17 protein-coding genes are annotated in these 15,929 nt (G+C 54.4%); 2 read left to right on the forward strand and 15 right to left on the reverse strand.

The features are described from left to right. Positions 1–12: 12 nt before the first annotated feature. The 15 genes from HWQ14_RS04660 to HWQ14_RS04725 form a co-directional block, all read right to left on the reverse strand. Positions 13–966: a GlxA family transcriptional regulator gene (locus HWQ14_RS04660; RefSeq protein ID WP_176609089.1), complete on the reverse strand. Its 954-nt coding sequence runs from the start codon at positions 964–966 to the stop codon at positions 13–15. Positions 967–991: 25 nt separating this feature from the next. Next, the gene (locus HWQ14_RS04665; RefSeq protein ID WP_176609090.1) at positions 992–1,771 is read right to left on the reverse strand and encodes an MBL fold metallo-hydrolase; all 780 of its coding nucleotides are present in this window, start codon (positions 1,769–1,771) and stop codon (positions 992–994) included. Between the two features lie 89 nt (positions 1,772–1,860). Continuing rightward, positions 1,861–3,111 carry an HlyD family secretion protein gene (locus tag HWQ14_RS04670; RefSeq protein WP_148420415.1) on the reverse strand — a complete coding sequence of 417 codons (1,251 nt, stop codon included), beginning with the start codon at positions 3,109–3,111 and terminating at the stop codon, positions 1,861–1,863. 6 nt (positions 3,112–3,117) lie between these two features. Then, positions 3,118–3,867, reverse strand: a complete 750-nt coding sequence (locus HWQ14_RS04675) for a hypothetical protein (protein WP_176609091.1) — start codon at positions 3,865–3,867, stop codon at positions 3,118–3,120. Next, entirely contained in the window at positions 3,864–5,960 is a 2,097-nt protein-coding gene (locus HWQ14_RS04680; RefSeq protein WP_176609092.1) for a peptidase domain-containing ABC transporter, read from the reverse strand. Before HWQ14_RS04680 ends, HWQ14_RS04675 begins: the two co-directional genes overlap by 4 nt. A gap of 67 nt (positions 5,961–6,027) precedes the next feature. After that, positions 6,028–6,213, reverse strand: coding sequence for a hypothetical protein (locus tag HWQ14_RS04685; RefSeq protein ID WP_148420412.1), 186 nt, complete (start codon positions 6,211–6,213; stop codon positions 6,028–6,030). A 23-nt stretch (positions 6,214–6,236) separates the two neighbouring features. Then, the gene (locus HWQ14_RS04690; RefSeq protein WP_176609093.1) at positions 6,237–6,431 is read right to left on the reverse strand and encodes a hypothetical protein; all 195 of its coding nucleotides are present in this window, start codon (positions 6,429–6,431) and stop codon (positions 6,237–6,239) included. Positions 6,432–6,504: 73 nt separating this feature from the next. Beyond that, positions 6,505–7,158 carry a hypothetical protein gene (locus HWQ14_RS04695; RefSeq protein WP_148420411.1) on the reverse strand — a complete coding sequence of 218 codons (654 nt, stop codon included), beginning with the start codon at positions 7,156–7,158 and terminating at the stop codon, positions 6,505–6,507. Positions 7,159–7,164: 6 nt separating this feature from the next. Further along, positions 7,165–7,977: a hypothetical protein gene (locus tag HWQ14_RS23210; protein WP_245166439.1), complete on the reverse strand. Its 813-nt coding sequence runs from the start codon at positions 7,975–7,977 to the stop codon at positions 7,165–7,167. Continuing rightward, positions 7,934–8,761: a hypothetical protein gene (locus tag HWQ14_RS23215; RefSeq protein WP_245166440.1), complete on the reverse strand. Its 828-nt coding sequence runs from the start codon at positions 8,759–8,761 to the stop codon at positions 7,934–7,936. Before HWQ14_RS23215 ends, HWQ14_RS23210 begins: the two co-directional genes overlap by 44 nt. Further along, complete coding sequence (locus HWQ14_RS04705) at positions 8,739–11,333, reverse strand: CS1-pili formation C-terminal domain-containing protein (protein WP_176609094.1); 2,595 nt, start codon at positions 11,331–11,333, stop codon at positions 8,739–8,741. The genes HWQ14_RS23215 and HWQ14_RS04705 overlap by 23 nt, the downstream gene beginning before the upstream one ends. 6 nt (positions 11,334–11,339) lie before the next feature. Then, a complete protein-coding gene (locus HWQ14_RS04710; protein WP_176609095.1) occupies positions 11,340–12,017 on the reverse strand; it encodes a pilus assembly protein in 678 nt (225 codons plus the stop codon). Between the two features lie 45 nt (positions 12,018–12,062). Then, positions 12,063–12,686, reverse strand: a complete 624-nt coding sequence (locus HWQ14_RS04715) for a common pilus major fimbrillin subunit EcpA (RefSeq protein WP_176609096.1) — start codon at positions 12,684–12,686, stop codon at positions 12,063–12,065. A gap of 227 nt (positions 12,687–12,913) precedes the next feature. Beyond that, the gene (locus HWQ14_RS04720; RefSeq protein WP_148420406.1) at positions 12,914–13,384 is read right to left on the reverse strand and encodes a hypothetical protein; all 471 of its coding nucleotides are present in this window, start codon (positions 13,382–13,384) and stop codon (positions 12,914–12,916) included. Between the two features lie 18 nt (positions 13,385–13,402). Then, positions 13,403–14,215, reverse strand: coding sequence for a winged helix-turn-helix domain-containing protein (locus HWQ14_RS04725; protein WP_176609097.1), 813 nt, complete (start codon positions 14,213–14,215; stop codon positions 13,403–13,405). Positions 14,216–14,589: 374 nt separating this feature from the next. Here HWQ14_RS04725 and HWQ14_RS04730 point away from each other — a divergent pair, with 374 nt between their 5' ends. Continuing rightward, positions 14,590–15,174 carry a fimbrial protein gene (locus HWQ14_RS04730; protein ID WP_148420404.1) on the forward strand — a complete coding sequence of 195 codons (585 nt, stop codon included), beginning with the start codon at positions 14,590–14,592 and terminating at the stop codon, positions 15,172–15,174. A gap of 52 nt (positions 15,175–15,226) precedes the next feature. Further along, entirely contained in the window at positions 15,227–15,919 is a 693-nt protein-coding gene (locus HWQ14_RS04735) for a fimbrial biogenesis chaperone (protein ID WP_176609098.1), read from the forward strand. Positions 15,920–15,929: the final 10 nt, after the last annotated feature.

Here is a 15,929-nt window from a genome sequence, read left to right on the forward strand (position 1 = left end):
CATTGACCTGGCCTACAGGCGAGTGCGGAACGTCTTACGCCACTCCGCCGGACTGACGCCAAAGCGCGCCTTAAACTGCTGCCGGTACGTCACCGCGGATAAAAACCCTACCTGCTCGGCGACGTTTTCGATGGGCAGATTGCCGGACTCCAGCAGGATCTGGCTGCGCCGCAGGCGCTCGGCGGTGAGCCAGTCGGCCACGCTCATCCCCGTGGCCTTGCTGAAATGGCGGGTCAGCGTCCGGCGGCTCATCGAGACGATTTCCGCCAGCGAATCCAGATTGTGCGGTTCGGCAATGTGCTGCTGGAGGTAGTCAATCAGACAGTTGATCCGCCCGTCGCGGGTATCCTTCGGCACCGGCTGCGCAATGAACTGCGCCTGCCCGCCCTCGCGGTGCGGCGGCACAATCATCCGGCGGGCAATCTGATTGGCGGCCACGCTGCCAAAGCGCTGGCGGATGATATACAAACAGCAGTCCAGCGCGGCGGCGGTACCCGCAGAGGTAATAATATTGCCGTCAGCAACATAGAGGGCGTTGATATCCAGCCGGACCTGCGGAAAGAGCGACTGAAACTGGCGTTCAAACTCCCAGTGGGCGGCGGCCCGCTTGCCATCAAGGATGCCCGTATAGCCCAGCACGAACGCGCCCAGGCACAGCCCAACGATTTCCGCCCCGTTGTTTCGGGCCTGAATCAGGCTGTCGATCAAGGCCTGGGGCGGACGTTCAAAAACGTGCTGCCAGTAAGGCACCACCACGATATCCGCTTGCCCCAGGGCAGTAAAATCCTGCGTCGCATTCAGTGCAAAACCGTCATTTGAGGTCAACATGCCGGGTTTTTCGGCGCAGATTGTCACGTTAAAGCGCTTTTCACCCGACACCGTATCGCCGAACAGAATGCAGGGAACGGAGTAGTGGAACGGGCTAAACCCGTCCACCGCGACGATAGCAACGTTGATGAGTGGCATCTGTCTCTCCTTTCCCTTCAGAGGCTCAGAATATAACGGTTTCGCCGTCCTGGGGAATGCTTACCGCGTCACCGATCTGATTGGCTTCAGCGTACTCACGCAGCGCGCGGCGGGTCAGCAGACAATGGTTAATGGCCTCCATATGGGTCGCCACAATTTTCGCCTGAGGCAGCAGGAAATGCACGTTAAGCAGGTCTTCCTGCCCCATGATGATCGGCCCAAAGCCGATGACGTGGGCATAACCGGCGTTGAGCACGACGACATCCGGCCGGTGCTTTTGCAGATCGGCCGCAACCTCATCGCGCCAGATCGTATCTCCGGCAATATAGAGCGTTTTTTCGTCGAGATGGCGTAATACCACTCCGCAGGCTTCGCCCAGCCGTTCCGCCAGTTCCGGAACGGCGTAGGCGCGATCGGTTCCGTGCTGGCCGCCGTGGGTTTTCGCTATGCGGATATCGCCAAACGACGTTTCATCGGTCATGACCGTCAGGTTGTTAAATCCCTGGCCGCGCAGCAGCGCGGCGTCGCTATCATTTTGCACGTAGATCGGCTTATCTTTGGCGATCAGCTCAACGGCGTGCCGATCCCAGTGATCGTCATGGGTATGGGTGACGATCACGGCGTCGGCATCCAGCAGCGTATGAACGTCGACCGGAAGCTCGACCATCGGGTTGCGAATATCCGCGCGCGCCGTGCCGGGAAAGCCCGGATAAGCGCCCTTCGGGGCCAGCATCGGATCGATTAAAAAGCGTTTTCCCGCATAGGTAATCAGCTGGGTGGCATTGCGTATTTGGGTGATGTTCATGGGCTATCCTCCGGTTGGTATGAGAAGGAGAATAGCCGCATGCTGTCGTTTAAAATGTGGGTTACAGGGCGATGATCGATGAAATCGGGTCAATCGATAAACCGCTTGCGCACCCTTTCCAGCGGAGCAATCAGCAGGTTGATAAGCGGCTTACGATCGATAACGATATCGGCGTTAACCGTCATCCCGCCCATCAGCATGCGCTTTTTCTTGTCCGGATCGGTAAACCAGGAGGGAACGCGCACTTTGGCCAGGTAGTAGTTTTGCCCTTCCTGCAGCGGGATCAGCGCCGAATGGGCATCAATGTTTACCTCATAGAAATCGGACAGCGTTGCCTCCACCGATCCGTATTTGTCCACGGGCCAGGAGTCAAAGCGCAGCTTGACCTTATCGCCTTTCGCCACGCGCCCCACCCCCGTTGCCGGAACATAAAGGTACCCTTCCATCGTGGCCGCGGTATTTTTACGGATCACCACCACCACCTCGCTGTTTTGCGTAATGGCCCGGCCGGGCGGGAAGTTAATCGCCACCACGTAGCCATCCGCAGGGGCAAGCATGGCCATGGTCGAACTGCCCCGGCTGGACAGGTTACGGTCGATTTCGCTGATGCGGTTTTTCACGTACAGCTGCTCCTCGCTCAGGGAGTCGATTTGCGACTGGGTGCTGTCGGTCAGGCTGGTTTTGCGCGCCTCAAGCTCAAGGATCGTGCTCTCCTCCAGCGTCAGGTTGAGCTGCGCGTTGAGCACATCGTTGTGGCTTTTATCGAGGTCCACTTTAGAAACATAGCCCTTTCCGGAGACAGATTTCCACGCCTGGTAGGTGTCGGTGCTGTTTTTAAGCAGCGCGCGCAGCTTTTTCACCTTATCGCGGGAAACGGCTATCTGCCGGTCGGTAAGGCTCAGCTGCTGGGCCAGGTTTTTGCGGTACGACGCAATAGAATCCTCAATAGCCTGAATGCGCTGCTCGCTGCGCTTTTTCTCGGCTTCCATCTGCTGGCGGTCAAACTGCACCACCGAGCCCTGCTTGCCGCCGTAGTCCTGCGACACGGTGAACAGCGGATCGTTTTCCTTCACGTACTGGCCCGGGCGCACGGCAAAATCAACCAGCGTACCGGACTCCCGGGCGCGCACTTCGACATCGCCCTGCGCCGGGATCAGCACACCGCGAGCCAGCGTGGTTTCCGAAAAATTAAAGACAATCGCAAAGACCAGCAGGCAGAGGAAAAAGGAGATGAACAGCGCCAGCACGGTTTTCAGCCGCGGCGCGTTGATGTGGTAACTTTTTGAGAAGTGGTGCGGGATCAGCGCCCGACGCTGTCGGCTTCGGTTTTTTAATTTCACGATATGTCATCCATGATAAATCACTGAAAGATCGTCCCAGGCACTCCAGAGCGTGGGGGTTTTGCGCAGCGCGTTTAGCGTGTCGGTGGCCGCCTGACGGTAATCCTCCGGCGCATACGCCTGGCTTTCCAGCGCAAATTCCGCCGAGTGCAGCGAGCAGACGGGCAGAAGCGTGCGGATACGGTAGCCATAGCGCGATAAAAAGCGCGTTGAGACATCCGTTAACCCTGCCTTTTGATCGCCCGCCTGAGTCATAAACAGCGGCACGTCCGGCAGGCGTTCGTCCATCAGCAGCACCGTCACCAGGCGATGGGGGGCGAAAAACGAACCGGCGCGCCGTTCTTCATGTGCCGCCATGAGCTTATGCAGCGCGGGGTGGCGGGTAATAAACTGAAAGCGTACATCCTCTGGCGCGGTGGCGAGCAGCGCATCCACGATCAGACCAAAGCCCGCCCAGCGCATCCCCAGAAGCAGGGTGCGGGGCGAGCTGTAGAACCCCTGCGCCTGCGTCCACCGCGCGACATAGGCGTGCAGATCGAAGCGGACGTTGCGCCGCCATAGCGCGGGCGGAAAGATCTGCTCCACGAAGTTAAAACCGCTCAGCTCATGGGCGTTCTGATGCAGGAAATCAGCCGGGACGTCGGCCTCCGGGCAGCGCATAAACTGGCTGTAGTTTTGGGCGATCCGGTTTGCCAGTAGGGTGCGCCCGGCCTGGCGCGCGCAGAGCCGGGCATAGAGGCGCGGCAGAAACATCATTGCTCACTCTCCCGCAGGGTTCCGTTTTCCATGGTATAGAGACGCCCGTGGCAGCCCACCACATCCGGCGAGTGGGTGACAAACACCAGGCCAATCCCCAGGCTTCGCAGGTTCGCCAGCACCTTTTGCGCGGTCGTCTTATCCAGGTTCGCCGTCACTTCGTCGCAGAGCAGCAGCTTCGGCTGGCTGTACAGGGCGCGCGCCAGAACCAGCCGCTGCATCTCCCCGGCGGAGAAAAAGGTGTTCCCCGGCAGCATTTCCGTTTCGTAGCCGTGCGGCAGGCGGGCAACGACGTGGTCCACCTCAGCCAGCCGGCACGCGGCAATGACCTGATCTTTATCCGGCGCGCTGTCAAAGCAGGCGATGTTGTCCAGAATCGAGCCGGTGAAGAGAATATCGTCCGCATGTACGATGCGGATATGCTGGCGCAGCGAGGAGAGATCGCACTCCTCAACGGGGATCTTATTGATCCGCAGCGTGCCTGACGACGCCAGCAGCATGCCGGAGATCAATCGCAGCAGCGTGGTTTTCCCCGACCCGCTCTGGCCGACAATGACCGCCTCTTCGCCCTGCTGCAGGATCATGTTGATATGCTGTAGCGTGGCCTCCCGGCCAGGATAGGCAAATGACACGTCCTCAAACTGCAGACAGACCGGCGAGGTCACTATCCGCTTACCAAACTGGCTGGTCTCTGAAGGGGCGAACAGCAGGTCGCCCACGCGATCCAGCGGCCCCTTCAGGGCATTTTTGTCCAGCAGCTTTTGCGCCACCTGCACCATGGCGTCTGAAAAATAGCGTTTGTAGCTGATGTAGGCGTACAGCATCCCGATACTCATCTGCCCTTCCAGGATCAGCCACGCGCCAAAGCACACCACCAGCAGCTGCTCGGCATTGATCACCAGCAGCGAGGCCACGTCAAAGCGGGCCAGCAGCCGCTCTTTTCGCATCAGCCCGGCGATGTGTTCGCGCTGGGATTTGTCCATCACCGCGTCCCGGGCCTGCTCCATGTTGTTCGCCTTGAGCGTGATGATCCCTTTCTGCGTCTCCACCAGCAGGGATTCATACTGGGCGGTGCGCTCGATGGAGTCATCCACCGCGCGCTGGTACGGGCCAATCAGCGAAAAGCGGATCAGGAAAAACACGCCCATCAGCAGCATCGTCAGCACCGCAATTTTGACGTTATAGAGCAGCATAAACAGCAGGCTGGTCACGGCGATCAGGCTGGAAAAGAGAATTTGCACGTAGCCATTGCTGATGAACTCCGCGCAGGCGTGGAGCGATTTTTCAATGGCCAGCACGATGCCCGGCGGACGCGAGCGGAACCAGCTGGTCTGGGTGCGTAGCATGTAGTGCCGGACGGACTGGCTCAAGTCGTCATAGGCAATGTTACGCATCAGGATCTCAAGCAGCTGCTTGAGGAATTTACCGATGACTTCAAAAATAAAGACGATAGCGAAGATCGCGGTGAGCAATATCACCAGATCGCTGTCGCTGCGGGAAATAGCCTCGTCCATGATCAGCTGTACGTAGGTGGGGCTCGCCAGCATGGTGATGAGGGTAAAGATACAGAGCACAAACAGCAGCAGCTGGCGCTGGAACAGGCTCGGAGATTTATTGGCCAGGCGCCCGAGGGTCAGCTTTTCATCCGGAGATTTCTTTTCGAAACACGGCGTGGGCTTAAGCTCAAGGACATAGCCGGAAAAGAGTTTTTCCGCCTCTTTCAGACGGTAGCGGCGCACGCCGCTGGCGGGATCGTGGACGGTCACGCTGCGGCTGTCGATCTTCACAATCACCACGAAATGGTTGCCGCGCCAGAAGGCGATGAGCGGCAGCTCAGACGTTTCTATTTCAGTGATTTCGCCTTTTAGCACCCGGCCGGACATATTCTTATCGCTGGCAAGGGTCATCAATTCCGCCATTGAGGTTCCCGCATCGGCGGAAACGGAAATCTCCCGGCGCAGCTGGCTGACAGAGACATGGTGCTCGTAGTGCCCCAGCACCATCGCCAGGCAGGCCAGCCCACATTCGGTAAATTCATGCTGGCGAATAACAGGAGTCTTACCCTGCTTTTTATACTGAAAGAGCGAAAACATAATTATCCGTGGCTGAAATAAAAAAATGGCCCGGCAATGCGGGCCATGCGTACAACGTTCTTCACGCTTATGCGCTGAAGAAACCGCCGATGAAGCCGCCCACCAGGCCGAATACGCCGCCGATGGTGCCGCCCAGCGCGCCTAACATCTGGCTGCCCGCGTTATAGCCTGCGCTTGCACCCTGAATAGCGGCCGCAAACGGATCCCAACCACCGATGATGTCCTGTGCTTTTTTGAAATCGATAACTTGCATGATACTTTTCCTGTAAACGTGAATTAGTTGTAGCTACCAACCAGCGCGCCCAGGAAGCCCATTGCGCCACCCAGAATTCCGCCAACCACACCGCCAACCATGCCCATGATGCTCGCGCCGGTGTCGCAACCCAGCTGTGCACCCTTAACCAGACCAGCGAACGGGTTTAACGCGCCACCGATAATATCTTTCGCTTCTACGAATGAAATCGCTTTCATTTTTTTCTCCTGTAGTTATGGATCTTTAGCATGTTGCTAAAGGCTAATTTCCTTTTATGAAGGAAAGCGGTTGCTACGGGCAGGTGGTAAGCGGAATGATTTTATTTCCATAAATAATCATCCGCTTTGCGGCCTGTCCGGCATTATCTATTTCCAGCCGGTGCCCCGGCGGAATATATTTTGAATTGTTATATTGCGTGCTGCATCCGACCGAGGAAACATATTTAAAATAGGTATTCCCGGTATTACTCACCACCCCGTTGCTAAACGCATAATCAAAATGTCGGGTCCATGGACGAACAATCAAAATCGCCTCAAGCGAGACCACCACATCCGACTGGATGCGCTGGCCTTTGCGCGTGACAACCTTTGCCTGGAGCGGCGTCTCGGTGAATTTTACGCGATAATATCGCTCTTTATTGTCGTGCGGGCCGGTATAGTAAAATTTAAACCCTGCCCGCTCGCCGCTCCCCAACGTTAATTGCTTTGGCGAATACATGACTTCGCCATCTTTTATTTCAGTTTCTTTTCCCTTCTCTTTAGGAACGTCTACCTGGATAAGCGAGACGGTATAATTCTGGCGCTCGCTGGTATCATTTTTTATGGGCTGAAAAACAACTTCTTTCTCAGGCAGAAAATCAATATTCAGACTTTCGATAATTAAAGCATTTGCCCCTGTGGAAATGAAGCAATTTATTGCAAAAATAGCCAGGAATTTTGCAGTCATGGTTGATTAATTCCAGGATGCACTAACATCTATTCTTCCCTGCGCGGTAACTTCGCCAAACCAGCTATTTCCGTCGTAGGTAGTTTTCGAGACCGGGTTATCCATAACAAACTGCAACACCAGCGGCGTTTTCCATAGCCACATATCGGTCACGCCGGAGCTCATTTTGTCCCACTCTTCCGGGTGCGTAGCAGGCGCGGGGATCGGCAGCACTTCGCCCTTACAGTTATGCGCCATGCTCGCCTGGCTTTTCCCCACCAGCACGTTGCCCGGAATGGGAACCGTAAAACCGTTGCCGCTGAAGGCGCAGTAGTCCACCCCGTTCAGGCTTTGGGTTGGCCCGGTTACTTTTACCGTGACCGCGATCGCCGCATCTTTTTGCGCGCCGCTGTAGGTGATGGTGTAGGGGATCTCAATCGGCGTTTCGCCTATGGTGCCTTTTCCGGAGCCACCCAGACCGTCAGGATCGAGGGTGTAGTCCGGGTTATCGGGCACAATTTCCAGACCCGGCTCGATAGGGTTAATCACCAGTCCGCCGCCGGGCTGGAAGCAGAAGTCCGCCGCCAGCGAGCTGTTGCCCGGCGTCAGGCACAGGCTGACGATATTGCCGATGCTGCTGCCGTCCCCCGCCTGCGCCACGCTCAAAATCAACGCCTTTGGCAAAAAGATCTTAAGGTACGCTTTGCCGCCGTTTTTCTGCGGCGCCGCGAGGAACGTGTTCGCCAGCACGCGCGTATCGCTCAGGATGCCGCCGGAGATGCTGTACCAGGTGTTTTCATCGAAGGTCAGCTCCGCGGCAAGCCCGGTACCGCCGTTCATGTGCGTTTGCAGCACGCTGTTTACGCGGGAGGAGGTAAGCGCCAGCCCCCCCGTTGTAGCCGGAGATATCTTCACCAATAAAGGTGTACTCGAGCAGGTCGCACAGCACGCCAGACACCGTGTTACGCGTGTATTTTGTGCAGGTGGCCCCCGTCGATCCGTCAATAATCGTCACTTCGCCGCTGATCGGGTCAATCCCCAGGTTAAGCGCCCTGGAGTTGGTCATCGTCAGCGTGCCCACCTTGTGAAGCGTATTGGTGGTGGTGACCTTGTTGATCGAGCTGATTTGCGGCGTGGAGGTGATGGTCACCTCATCGCCTGGCGCGGCGTTAAGCAGATAGTTGAAGAACGGATCGCCCAATACCCAGCGTCCATAAGACGTGCCGGACTCCATCACCGGAGGCTTCACCACCATCGACGTGTCGGTATAGCTGGTCGTCGGGGTGTAGCCCGCGGTGCCGCAGGACGAACACGCTGTCCCCTTAAAGAACGGCGAGGCGCTTGAGCCGGTCACCGAAAAGTCGATGGTCAGCGCGCTGCCTGCCGGGCCGTTGAAGCTGTTGTCCGGTATATAGGTGGCGATCCCGTTATTCGTTTTCGCGCTCAGCGTCGGCCACTCGCGCGAACCGTGTAAAAACGCGGTCGAGGTGCTGTTCAGGCTAAACAGCCCGGCGCTGTTTCCCGTGCCGTCGTTATCCGGGTTATTGATGGCGAAGTAGGGCAACTCCTGCGCACAGGCCGCCGCGCTCATCAGCAGCAAATTAAGAGCGAATATCTTTTTCATCGTCACGTTCCAGCGTTCCTTTTGCTTCCTGCCAGACGAAATCGCCTTTATTACAGGAGATGTCCCCGAGCCACAGCGCGCCGCGGTTAGACTCAATATCCAGACGCACCTCGCAGACGCTGTCGTCCGGCGTGGCAATACTCAGGACAGGGTTATTCTTATCAACGTCAATCACAAAGCGTCCGTCGTTTTCTGTACGGGTCAGACCGACGTGGTTTTTGATTTGCGTGGCGCCAATCGGGTTACCGTTTGCATCAACGAGACGACCAAACAGGGTGACGATTTTCTTCACCTGCGGCTTCATCACCACCGTATTGCCCGGATAGACGGTGATATGGCGACGCGCGTTCGCGCCAATCTCATAGCTTTCCGTACCGGTTTCACTGTTCATCACCTCCAGGTCATAAGCCTGGTATGCCGGCAGCGACAGCCAGGTTTTATCCCCTTTGATGCGTTCCGCACGCCCATTAAGCTTCAGCGTCAGGGCTTCATCCGACTTAAGGCCGGTGCTGACGATCACCCCTGCGCTTTCGGTGCCTTTCCCGGCGGCGATCGCCTCTTTGGACCAGCCCACGCTGCCGTCGCTGGTCAGCGTGGAGTTCCAGCCTTTGCTCATGCCGCTCTGGACGCTGAGAATGTTGCTGTTCCACGGCGTGTCGAAATTCACGCTGCCGCCGCCGCTTACGCTGCGATCCTGGCGGCTGTTGAAGGCCTTCGAGACGTTGGCCGTGGCCGACTTCAGGTAATCGCCCTCAAACTGGCGGCTGGCGCTGACGTTCAGCGCCGTACCGGTATCACGATTGTGGGAGACCCCAACCGACACGGTGTTTCCGATCGGTATGGCGAAATCGAGCATCACATAACGATCTTTCTCCTCGTAATAGCCGTCGTATTTGTTCCGCGACATCCCCACGCGCAGGCGCGCCGTGCCGTAGCGACCGGCGTAAAGCCCCTGGGAGTAATCCAGCTGGTAGCGTTTATAGCGATAAAGGTCGTCTTCCTGGCGCATCACGCTCAGGTTGCCCGCAGAGGGCAGCCCGAACGACGGCAGGCTGAACGAGGCGCCCCAGGTGTTGCCCTTGCTCTCATAGATGTCGAGGAACTTACCGCTGGAGAGCTGTTCATGGGAGTACCAGACCGAACCGATCTGCCACGGCAGGCTGAGGTTCGCGCCGTAGTTGGCGCGGTACGTCCCGTCGGACGCGGCCATGGTCTGGGTATTAACCGAGAAATAGCCCGTCAGGTTCAGGGAGGCCCACATCTCGCCGACGATGTGTTCCCGCATCATGTAGGTGGAGGCGTTCCAGTCGACCATCCCGCTGCGCTTGCTGAACGAGGCCCCCACCAGCGACATGGTGTCTTTATGTTTGGTGTCGTAATCGTAGTAGTACGTGTTGTCCTGCTCGTTTTTGCGCTTCGCGTATTTTTTATAGTTAACGACGGACTTATCGCGGCTATACATCCCGCCCCACATCTGCCAGCGCAGCGTTTCCGACACGTTGCTGGAGAACGGCTTATTTACGGTGTACATGCTGCGCGACACGGTGCGGCTGCCGCTTACCACTTCGACTTCGATGCTGTAGATCCCGTAGGGCAGGCTGCTGGTGTCAATTTCATGGTTGCCGACGTCAAAGCGCTGGATGCCGATAAGCTGCCCGTCCCGACGAATGCGGGCCTCCCCCGCCGTAGGGAAGTAGACCACTACCGGCGTCAGGGAGAGCGTGTTATCGCGCTTGCGCGAGTTGGCCTGGTTGCCCATGGAGACGCCGTAGACCTCACCGCCGGAAATACCGCTGACGCTTGCCAGGGACTGCATCGCCCAGCCGTTCAGCATGCCTGCGGCGTAGCGCATCCCCTGATAGTCGCGCTCCCACATGACCGCGTTCATCTGGGTGTCGCTGCTGCTCTCGTTGACGTAGCCAGAGCCGTCGATCAGCAGGTGATCGACGCCCATCGAGATCCAGTTTTTGGCATTCAGATAGCCGGATGACCAGCTTTCGCCGTAGCCGCTCTCGGTGTGATACGCCCCAAGGTTGTAGGAGAATGTCCCGCTCAGGTCGTCGGGCGTCGGGGCATCAGTATCCACCTCACGCGGACGAATATTCACCCCGTAGTCGCTCTTCGACAGGTTCAGCAGCAGGCGCATTTTTTTCTGATCCAGCTGGAACGCTGAACCCGCGCTTACCGGAATGCGCATCTGGTCATCAAACTGCTTATCGTTAATGCTTTGCAGCAGCGTCCGCATCTCTTTTGACAGGCGGATGCCGTTATCGGACTCCTGAACCTGAACGTCCCTCAGCCCCAGCTTGCGATCTTTTGCAAAGAGCGTCACGTCACCGATACGAACGTATTCGCTCGCCGTGCCTTCGCGATTCCCTTGTTGCGCTGCATGAGGACGCGCATTCACCAGATAGACGGGAATTTTGATCCCCTGCTCCAGCAATCCATAAAGCGAGTCGGGAAAACGGTAATTAGCGATAACCACGGAGCTTGAGGCTGCGTACGCGAGCGCGGGCAGCGTGCCGGATGCGCAAGCCATCATTACCGGCAACACTAATTTATTTTTCACCATGCATCCTTACTTAACAGGAATGAACTGTTTCAGGTCCCATATTCCGAGATGAAAATGGTTATCCGTAATGTTGATATCCTCGATAGCGCGCGAGGTTTCCGGCATCAGGTAGAAGTTTTTGGTACACGGCGTTGTCGGGGATTCCGGGTTCGGCTTCAGGCAGGTCCCGGTCGCGTTGACGCGAAAAGAGGTGTTACCTTTATTGGTTATTTTTCCCGCCACGTAGACGAAATCGATTTTCTTATCCCGGGGCTGTACCACCAGAATGGTGCTCACCACCGCGCGCGTCATGCCCGTGCCGTATTTTGGCGAACCGTTGTCCACCTCTTCGCTCACCCCCTCATCCGTGAAGGTGATACGGTAGTAACGCTCTTTATTGTCGGCATTACCGTGATAGTAAAATTTGACAATATTGCTGGTACCGGCGGGCATCACCATGCGTGTCGGCGTCAGCAACAGCTCGTCCACTTTCTCCGGGTTAATCACAACACCTTCATCCATCGGGCTGCTGATCCGCTGTGCGCGAACAGAAACAATACGCACGCTGTCTGCTTCGTTTTTTATTTCCTTGGCGGTGGAGTCAGCGTTCGCTGGAATAATGGTGGTGACTTTTCCCACATTAATGGCCAGCGCGGAGGAAGAAATAAACAATAAAAATAAGAAGGCGGATTTGAGGTTAAACATGCTATTTCCCTAAACAGGGGCTTGCGCCCCTGGATCGATCAGGCCTTAGCCCCAGGTTGCGCGGAACGCAACAGAAACGGTACCTTCCCACAGGCTGTTGGTCAGGTCTTTGAACTCTTTCGCGGTACCCGCGTTGTCCTGAGCGGAGTCAACGTAGAAGACGAATTTGTCCTGGCCGGTAATTTCGGTATTTGCCGCAGCACCTGCACTGGTGGTCAGGTTCCACAGGCCAGAAGACACGCCGGTGTTGGAAGAAGAATCAACCAGCGTGGTCCATGAGGTAGATTTTGCGCCCACGGTGCCACCGATAGAGCCCAGGTCGTTACCGCCCCAACGCGCGCCCACTTTCAGCTTGGTCGCTTCACCGCCCACGCTGAACAGGGTGTTGTTTGAATCGTCGAGGATAGCTTCGAGCTTAAAGCTGGTCGCCGTAGAGTGATCGCCACGGATAGCCACGTCAAAAAGACCGGTATCGGTGTTGAAAGATTTGGTATTGGCGCTGTAAACAAAGTTCAAAGCACGCGTTGGCGTAACCACCAGATCGGATTCGCTGTCTTTGGTTGCGGTTGCCTGCCAGGTGGCAGAAGCGGTCGTTTCTGCAGCATTAACTGCACTCAGGGCAGAAACAGACAGCAGGGAGCCCAGAACGATAGCGTTCAGTTTGTTCATTTATTTAGTCCTTCAAAAAAGAATCCACATGTATAAAAAGGGGAGCCCCTTTTTCGAGGCGGAGTATAGACAGCCGCAAAATAACGAGGCAATACAGAAAAATTCACTCGGCGATAAGCAACAATAAAAAGAGAAATAAATTCCCCGTATCTTATTGTTACATATTGAGTAAATTAGTCTTTTTTTTGGCGATAGATAAATATCGATTTTTTCATCGAAGCGAAATATCAGGATGTTGGCACGGCCACGCACATCATTACAGGTAAAACCAGCCCCTTAATTAACCACGCTTGTTTTTTGACGCTGGTAATATAGAAGAAGTTGATATTATCAAGTAACATTTCGTTTACAACACCGTCAGGTGCCATATCGTCTTCAGATTTATTCAGCTTTTTATCCTTGATATAAAAAATATTACTCCCGTCGACCTTTTCCACGCTGAGCGTGTAATTCCTGTCGATCAGATAGCTTTTGCCCTCTTTCTTCAGTACGCCTTTATGGATAACCGTCACCATATCTTTACTGTTAAACAAGAAGAGCGTGGTTAATGACATATCGGTTGAATCACCCGTGGAATAGGTTTTCCAGGAAATCGTATCTGACTGGCAGCCAAATCCTTCGTCCTGGGTTCTCGTTAAATAGACCCATACCAGCGTGATAACAGACAGCAGTAGTACGATACCGAACATTACACTCATTTTAGTCCTTGACATATTTTAACTCCCGGTCAGGCTTCTGTAAGAAATGCAATTCTTATAATCGTCGATACTGTCCTGTTGATAACAGATAGCCAGAAAATAATTTTCCATCTGCGACTTTTTAAACCTGGAATAGTAAGCGTCCGCAACTTGATGCTGGCAGTCGATATGCTGCTTCGCAATGACCTCTTTTACGTGATTAAAGTAGTGCTGTCGCGGCTGGAACATATTCTTATCGATAAGGTATACCGTACACCGGTCCACTTTACCGAGCAGATGCATATCAGAATCATTCATGCTGTCGGCATAGGACACGCGCTGGTGCAGCAGTAATATGACGGCGCCGATAACCAGCACCAGCAACAGCATTCCCAGCGAAATTAAGAGCGCGGGCACCGTTATTATTCGCTTAGGCGGATCCGCGTCTTTCTTATGCAGTAAAGCGTCGTTCACTTCAGATGCAGATTGTTCGTTAAGAGCGGGAACAACCGGCGGCCTGACCGTGTGATGCTCAATATACGCGGCAAGGCTGAAGCCCTTGCCGCGTATGGTTTTTATCAGTAAAGGATCGCACCCTAACGTACGAAAGGCTTTTCTGATTTCACTTATGGCAACATTCAGGCTCACTGAAGAGCCGGAGAAACCGTGATCCTCCCAAACCTTTTTTATCAGGTCGTCTCTGTCGAGCGTTTTACCATTATTGATAATAAGTTCATAAAGCAGACGTCCCGCCTGGTTAGATAACTTAATGGAAGACTCCTCTTCTCCATTAATCATGATCATGCCGGTGTCTACTTCATAAAGCATTGTGAGATCAATGAGATACTTCATATTATTATTACGCCATTGTTAAATTTTTGTGCATTTGCCAGGCAATAATAAGTCTAAAGTTTGTGTGGTCAAGTCGCGTGATATTAATTGAGAGAGGAATTCATAAAGCTTCATTAATTAACGATTATTAAATCATTAATAAATTTCTTCCAACATGAACATTTAGGTTAAAACTTTAAGAAAAACGAATACTCAAGATTATAATCTTAAATATTAGAATATGTTGGAATAATGTTTCGCTATGTACATTTTTAGTGCAACATAATATCGTCAAAGCATCCTCCCGAGTCGCTAAGCGTCTGGCCGGTGTGTCAGGGAGATGTGCAGCCGATGAACATTCTTTTTAAATAAAACAAATCTTTATGGAGTTTATCATGTTCAAATCGATCATGACCGTATCTATGCTGGCCGCAGCAATCGCTTCTACCAGCGCTGTGGCTGCAGACAATTCTGCGGGTGGTGTCATTAACTTTACCGGCGCAATTACCGATACAACCTGTACCATTAACGGCGGAAAAAGCGCGGACTTCACCGTTGCGCTTTCTCCTATTTCGGTAAAAGATGCCGGTACGACGGTTGGCCTGATCACTAAAAATAAAAAATCCATCGCGCTGACGTTCTCAGGTTGTTCACCTGCCGCGGGCACCACCGGCACGCCGCTGAAAGTCTATTTCTCAAGCGCGGATAATATCTCTACCGACGGCAAATACCTGCTGAATAACACGGTTAACGAAAACGATACCAGCGTTGCGCGTAACGTTGGTTTTGCGTTAGTGAAGCCAGGGTCGTCTACGCCTATTGCCCTGAACCAGGCTTACACCACCGATATTATGGGTACGGCGACCGCGCCGGATTCTGAAACCCTGACGCTGGACGTTTATTACTACAAAACCAACGCGGCTGCCGCAACGGTGGGTGAATTAAGCTCCAACGTTACCTATACCATTTCCTACCTGTAATATTAATTATTCAGGCTCTGTTTTCGCAGAGCCTGTATTGAAGGTTGCAATCATGCGTAAGGCAATTTTGCTGGCAGGCCTGCTGCTCAGCACGGGTCACTCATGGGCCAATATTGTCATTAATGGCACCCGTGTCCTTTATCCAGAAAATAATAAAGAGGTAATTGTCCAGTTAATGAATACGGGCGATGCGCCCGCTCTGGTACAGTCCTGGATAGACGATGGCGATATTAATTCAACGCCGGAAACAGCAAACGTGCCGTTTCTGCTTTCGCCACCGGTAATAAAGGTCAGCGAACATAATGGTCAACAGCTTCGCATTAAGAAGCTTCCGTCCAGCTTGCCTGCGGATCGCGAATCCGTCTTTTTCCTGAACGTTCTCGACATTCCGCCAAAGCCTGAAAATTTGCAAAATCAGAATACCGTACAGCTGGCCATTAAATCACGCATCAAGCTGTTTTATCGGCCCGCTGCGCTCAACGGCACGCTGGAAGACGCGGTGGCAAAACTGACGCTCGCCGCCGACGGGGATCGCTTCCGCATTACGAATAACAGTCCGTACCATATTACCATCGCCAATATTTCACTGGGTAAAACGAAATTACTCCAGGAGTCCCCGATGGTTTCCCCGTTCGGGCAGCTGACGGTTACCGCAAAGCAGACGGTTAAGCGCGGACAGCGCTTCCAGCTGATGTATGTAGACGATCTCGGCGCGTATAAAACCCGGACTATCACCAGTCAGTGATCGGAAAGAC

Source organism: Enterobacter cloacae (genome assembly GCF_013375935.1).
Lineage (GTDB): Bacteria > Pseudomonadota > Gammaproteobacteria > Enterobacterales > Enterobacteriaceae > Enterobacter > Enterobacter pasteurii.

What these genes read in the sequence shown, in the direction of transcription:
- HWQ14_RS04660 (WP_176609089.1), bottom strand. Translation starts at nt 966, where the DNA reads ATGCCACTCATCAACGTTGCTATCGTCGCGGTGGACGGGTTTAGCCCG.
- HWQ14_RS04665 (WP_176609090.1), bottom strand. Translation starts at nt 1,771, where the DNA reads ATGAACATCACCCAAATACGCAATGCCACCCAGCTGATTACCTATGCG.
- HWQ14_RS04675 (WP_176609091.1), bottom strand. Translation starts at nt 3,867, where the DNA reads ATGATGTTTCTGCCGCGCCTCTATGCCCGGCTCTGCGCGCGCCAGGCC.
- HWQ14_RS04680 (WP_176609092.1), bottom strand. Translation starts at nt 5,960, where the DNA reads ATGTTTTCGCTCTTTCAGTATAAAAAGCAGGGTAAGACTCCTGTTATT.
- HWQ14_RS04685 (WP_148420412.1), bottom strand. Translation starts at nt 6,213, where the DNA reads ATGCAAGTTATCGATTTCAAAAAAGCACAGGACATCATCGGTGGTTGG.
- HWQ14_RS04690 (WP_176609093.1), bottom strand. Translation starts at nt 6,431, where the DNA reads ATGAAAGCGATTTCATTCGTAGAAGCGAAAGATATTATCGGTGGCGCG.
- HWQ14_RS04695 (WP_148420411.1), bottom strand. Translation starts at nt 7,158, where the DNA reads ATGACTGCAAAATTCCTGGCTATTTTTGCAATAAATTGCTTCATTTCC.
- HWQ14_RS23210 (WP_245166439.1), bottom strand. Translation starts at nt 7,977, where the DNA reads ATGAACGGCGGTACCGGGCTTGCCGCGGAGCTGACCTTCGATGAAAAC.
- HWQ14_RS23215 (WP_245166440.1), bottom strand. Translation starts at nt 8,761, where the DNA reads ATGAAAAAGATATTCGCTCTTAATTTGCTGCTGATGAGCGCGGCGGCC.
- HWQ14_RS04705 (WP_176609094.1), bottom strand. Translation starts at nt 11,333, where the DNA reads ATGGTGAAAAATAAATTAGTGTTGCCGGTAATGATGGCTTGCGCATCC.
- HWQ14_RS04710 (WP_176609095.1), bottom strand. Translation starts at nt 12,017, where the DNA reads ATGTTTAACCTCAAATCCGCCTTCTTATTTTTATTGTTTATTTCTTCC.
- HWQ14_RS04715 (WP_176609096.1), bottom strand. Translation starts at nt 12,686, where the DNA reads ATGAACAAACTGAACGCTATCGTTCTGGGCTCCCTGCTGTCTGTTTCT.
- HWQ14_RS04720 (WP_148420406.1), bottom strand. Translation starts at nt 13,384, where the DNA reads ATGAGTGTAATGTTCGGTATCGTACTACTGCTGTCTGTTATCACGCTG.
- HWQ14_RS04725 (WP_176609097.1), bottom strand. Translation starts at nt 14,215, where the DNA reads ATGAAGTATCTCATTGATCTCACAATGCTTTATGAAGTAGACACCGGC.
- HWQ14_RS04730 (WP_148420404.1), top strand. Translation starts at nt 14,590, where the DNA reads ATGTTCAAATCGATCATGACCGTATCTATGCTGGCCGCAGCAATCGCT.
- HWQ14_RS04735 (WP_176609098.1), top strand. Translation starts at nt 15,227, where the DNA reads ATGCGTAAGGCAATTTTGCTGGCAGGCCTGCTGCTCAGCACGGGTCAC.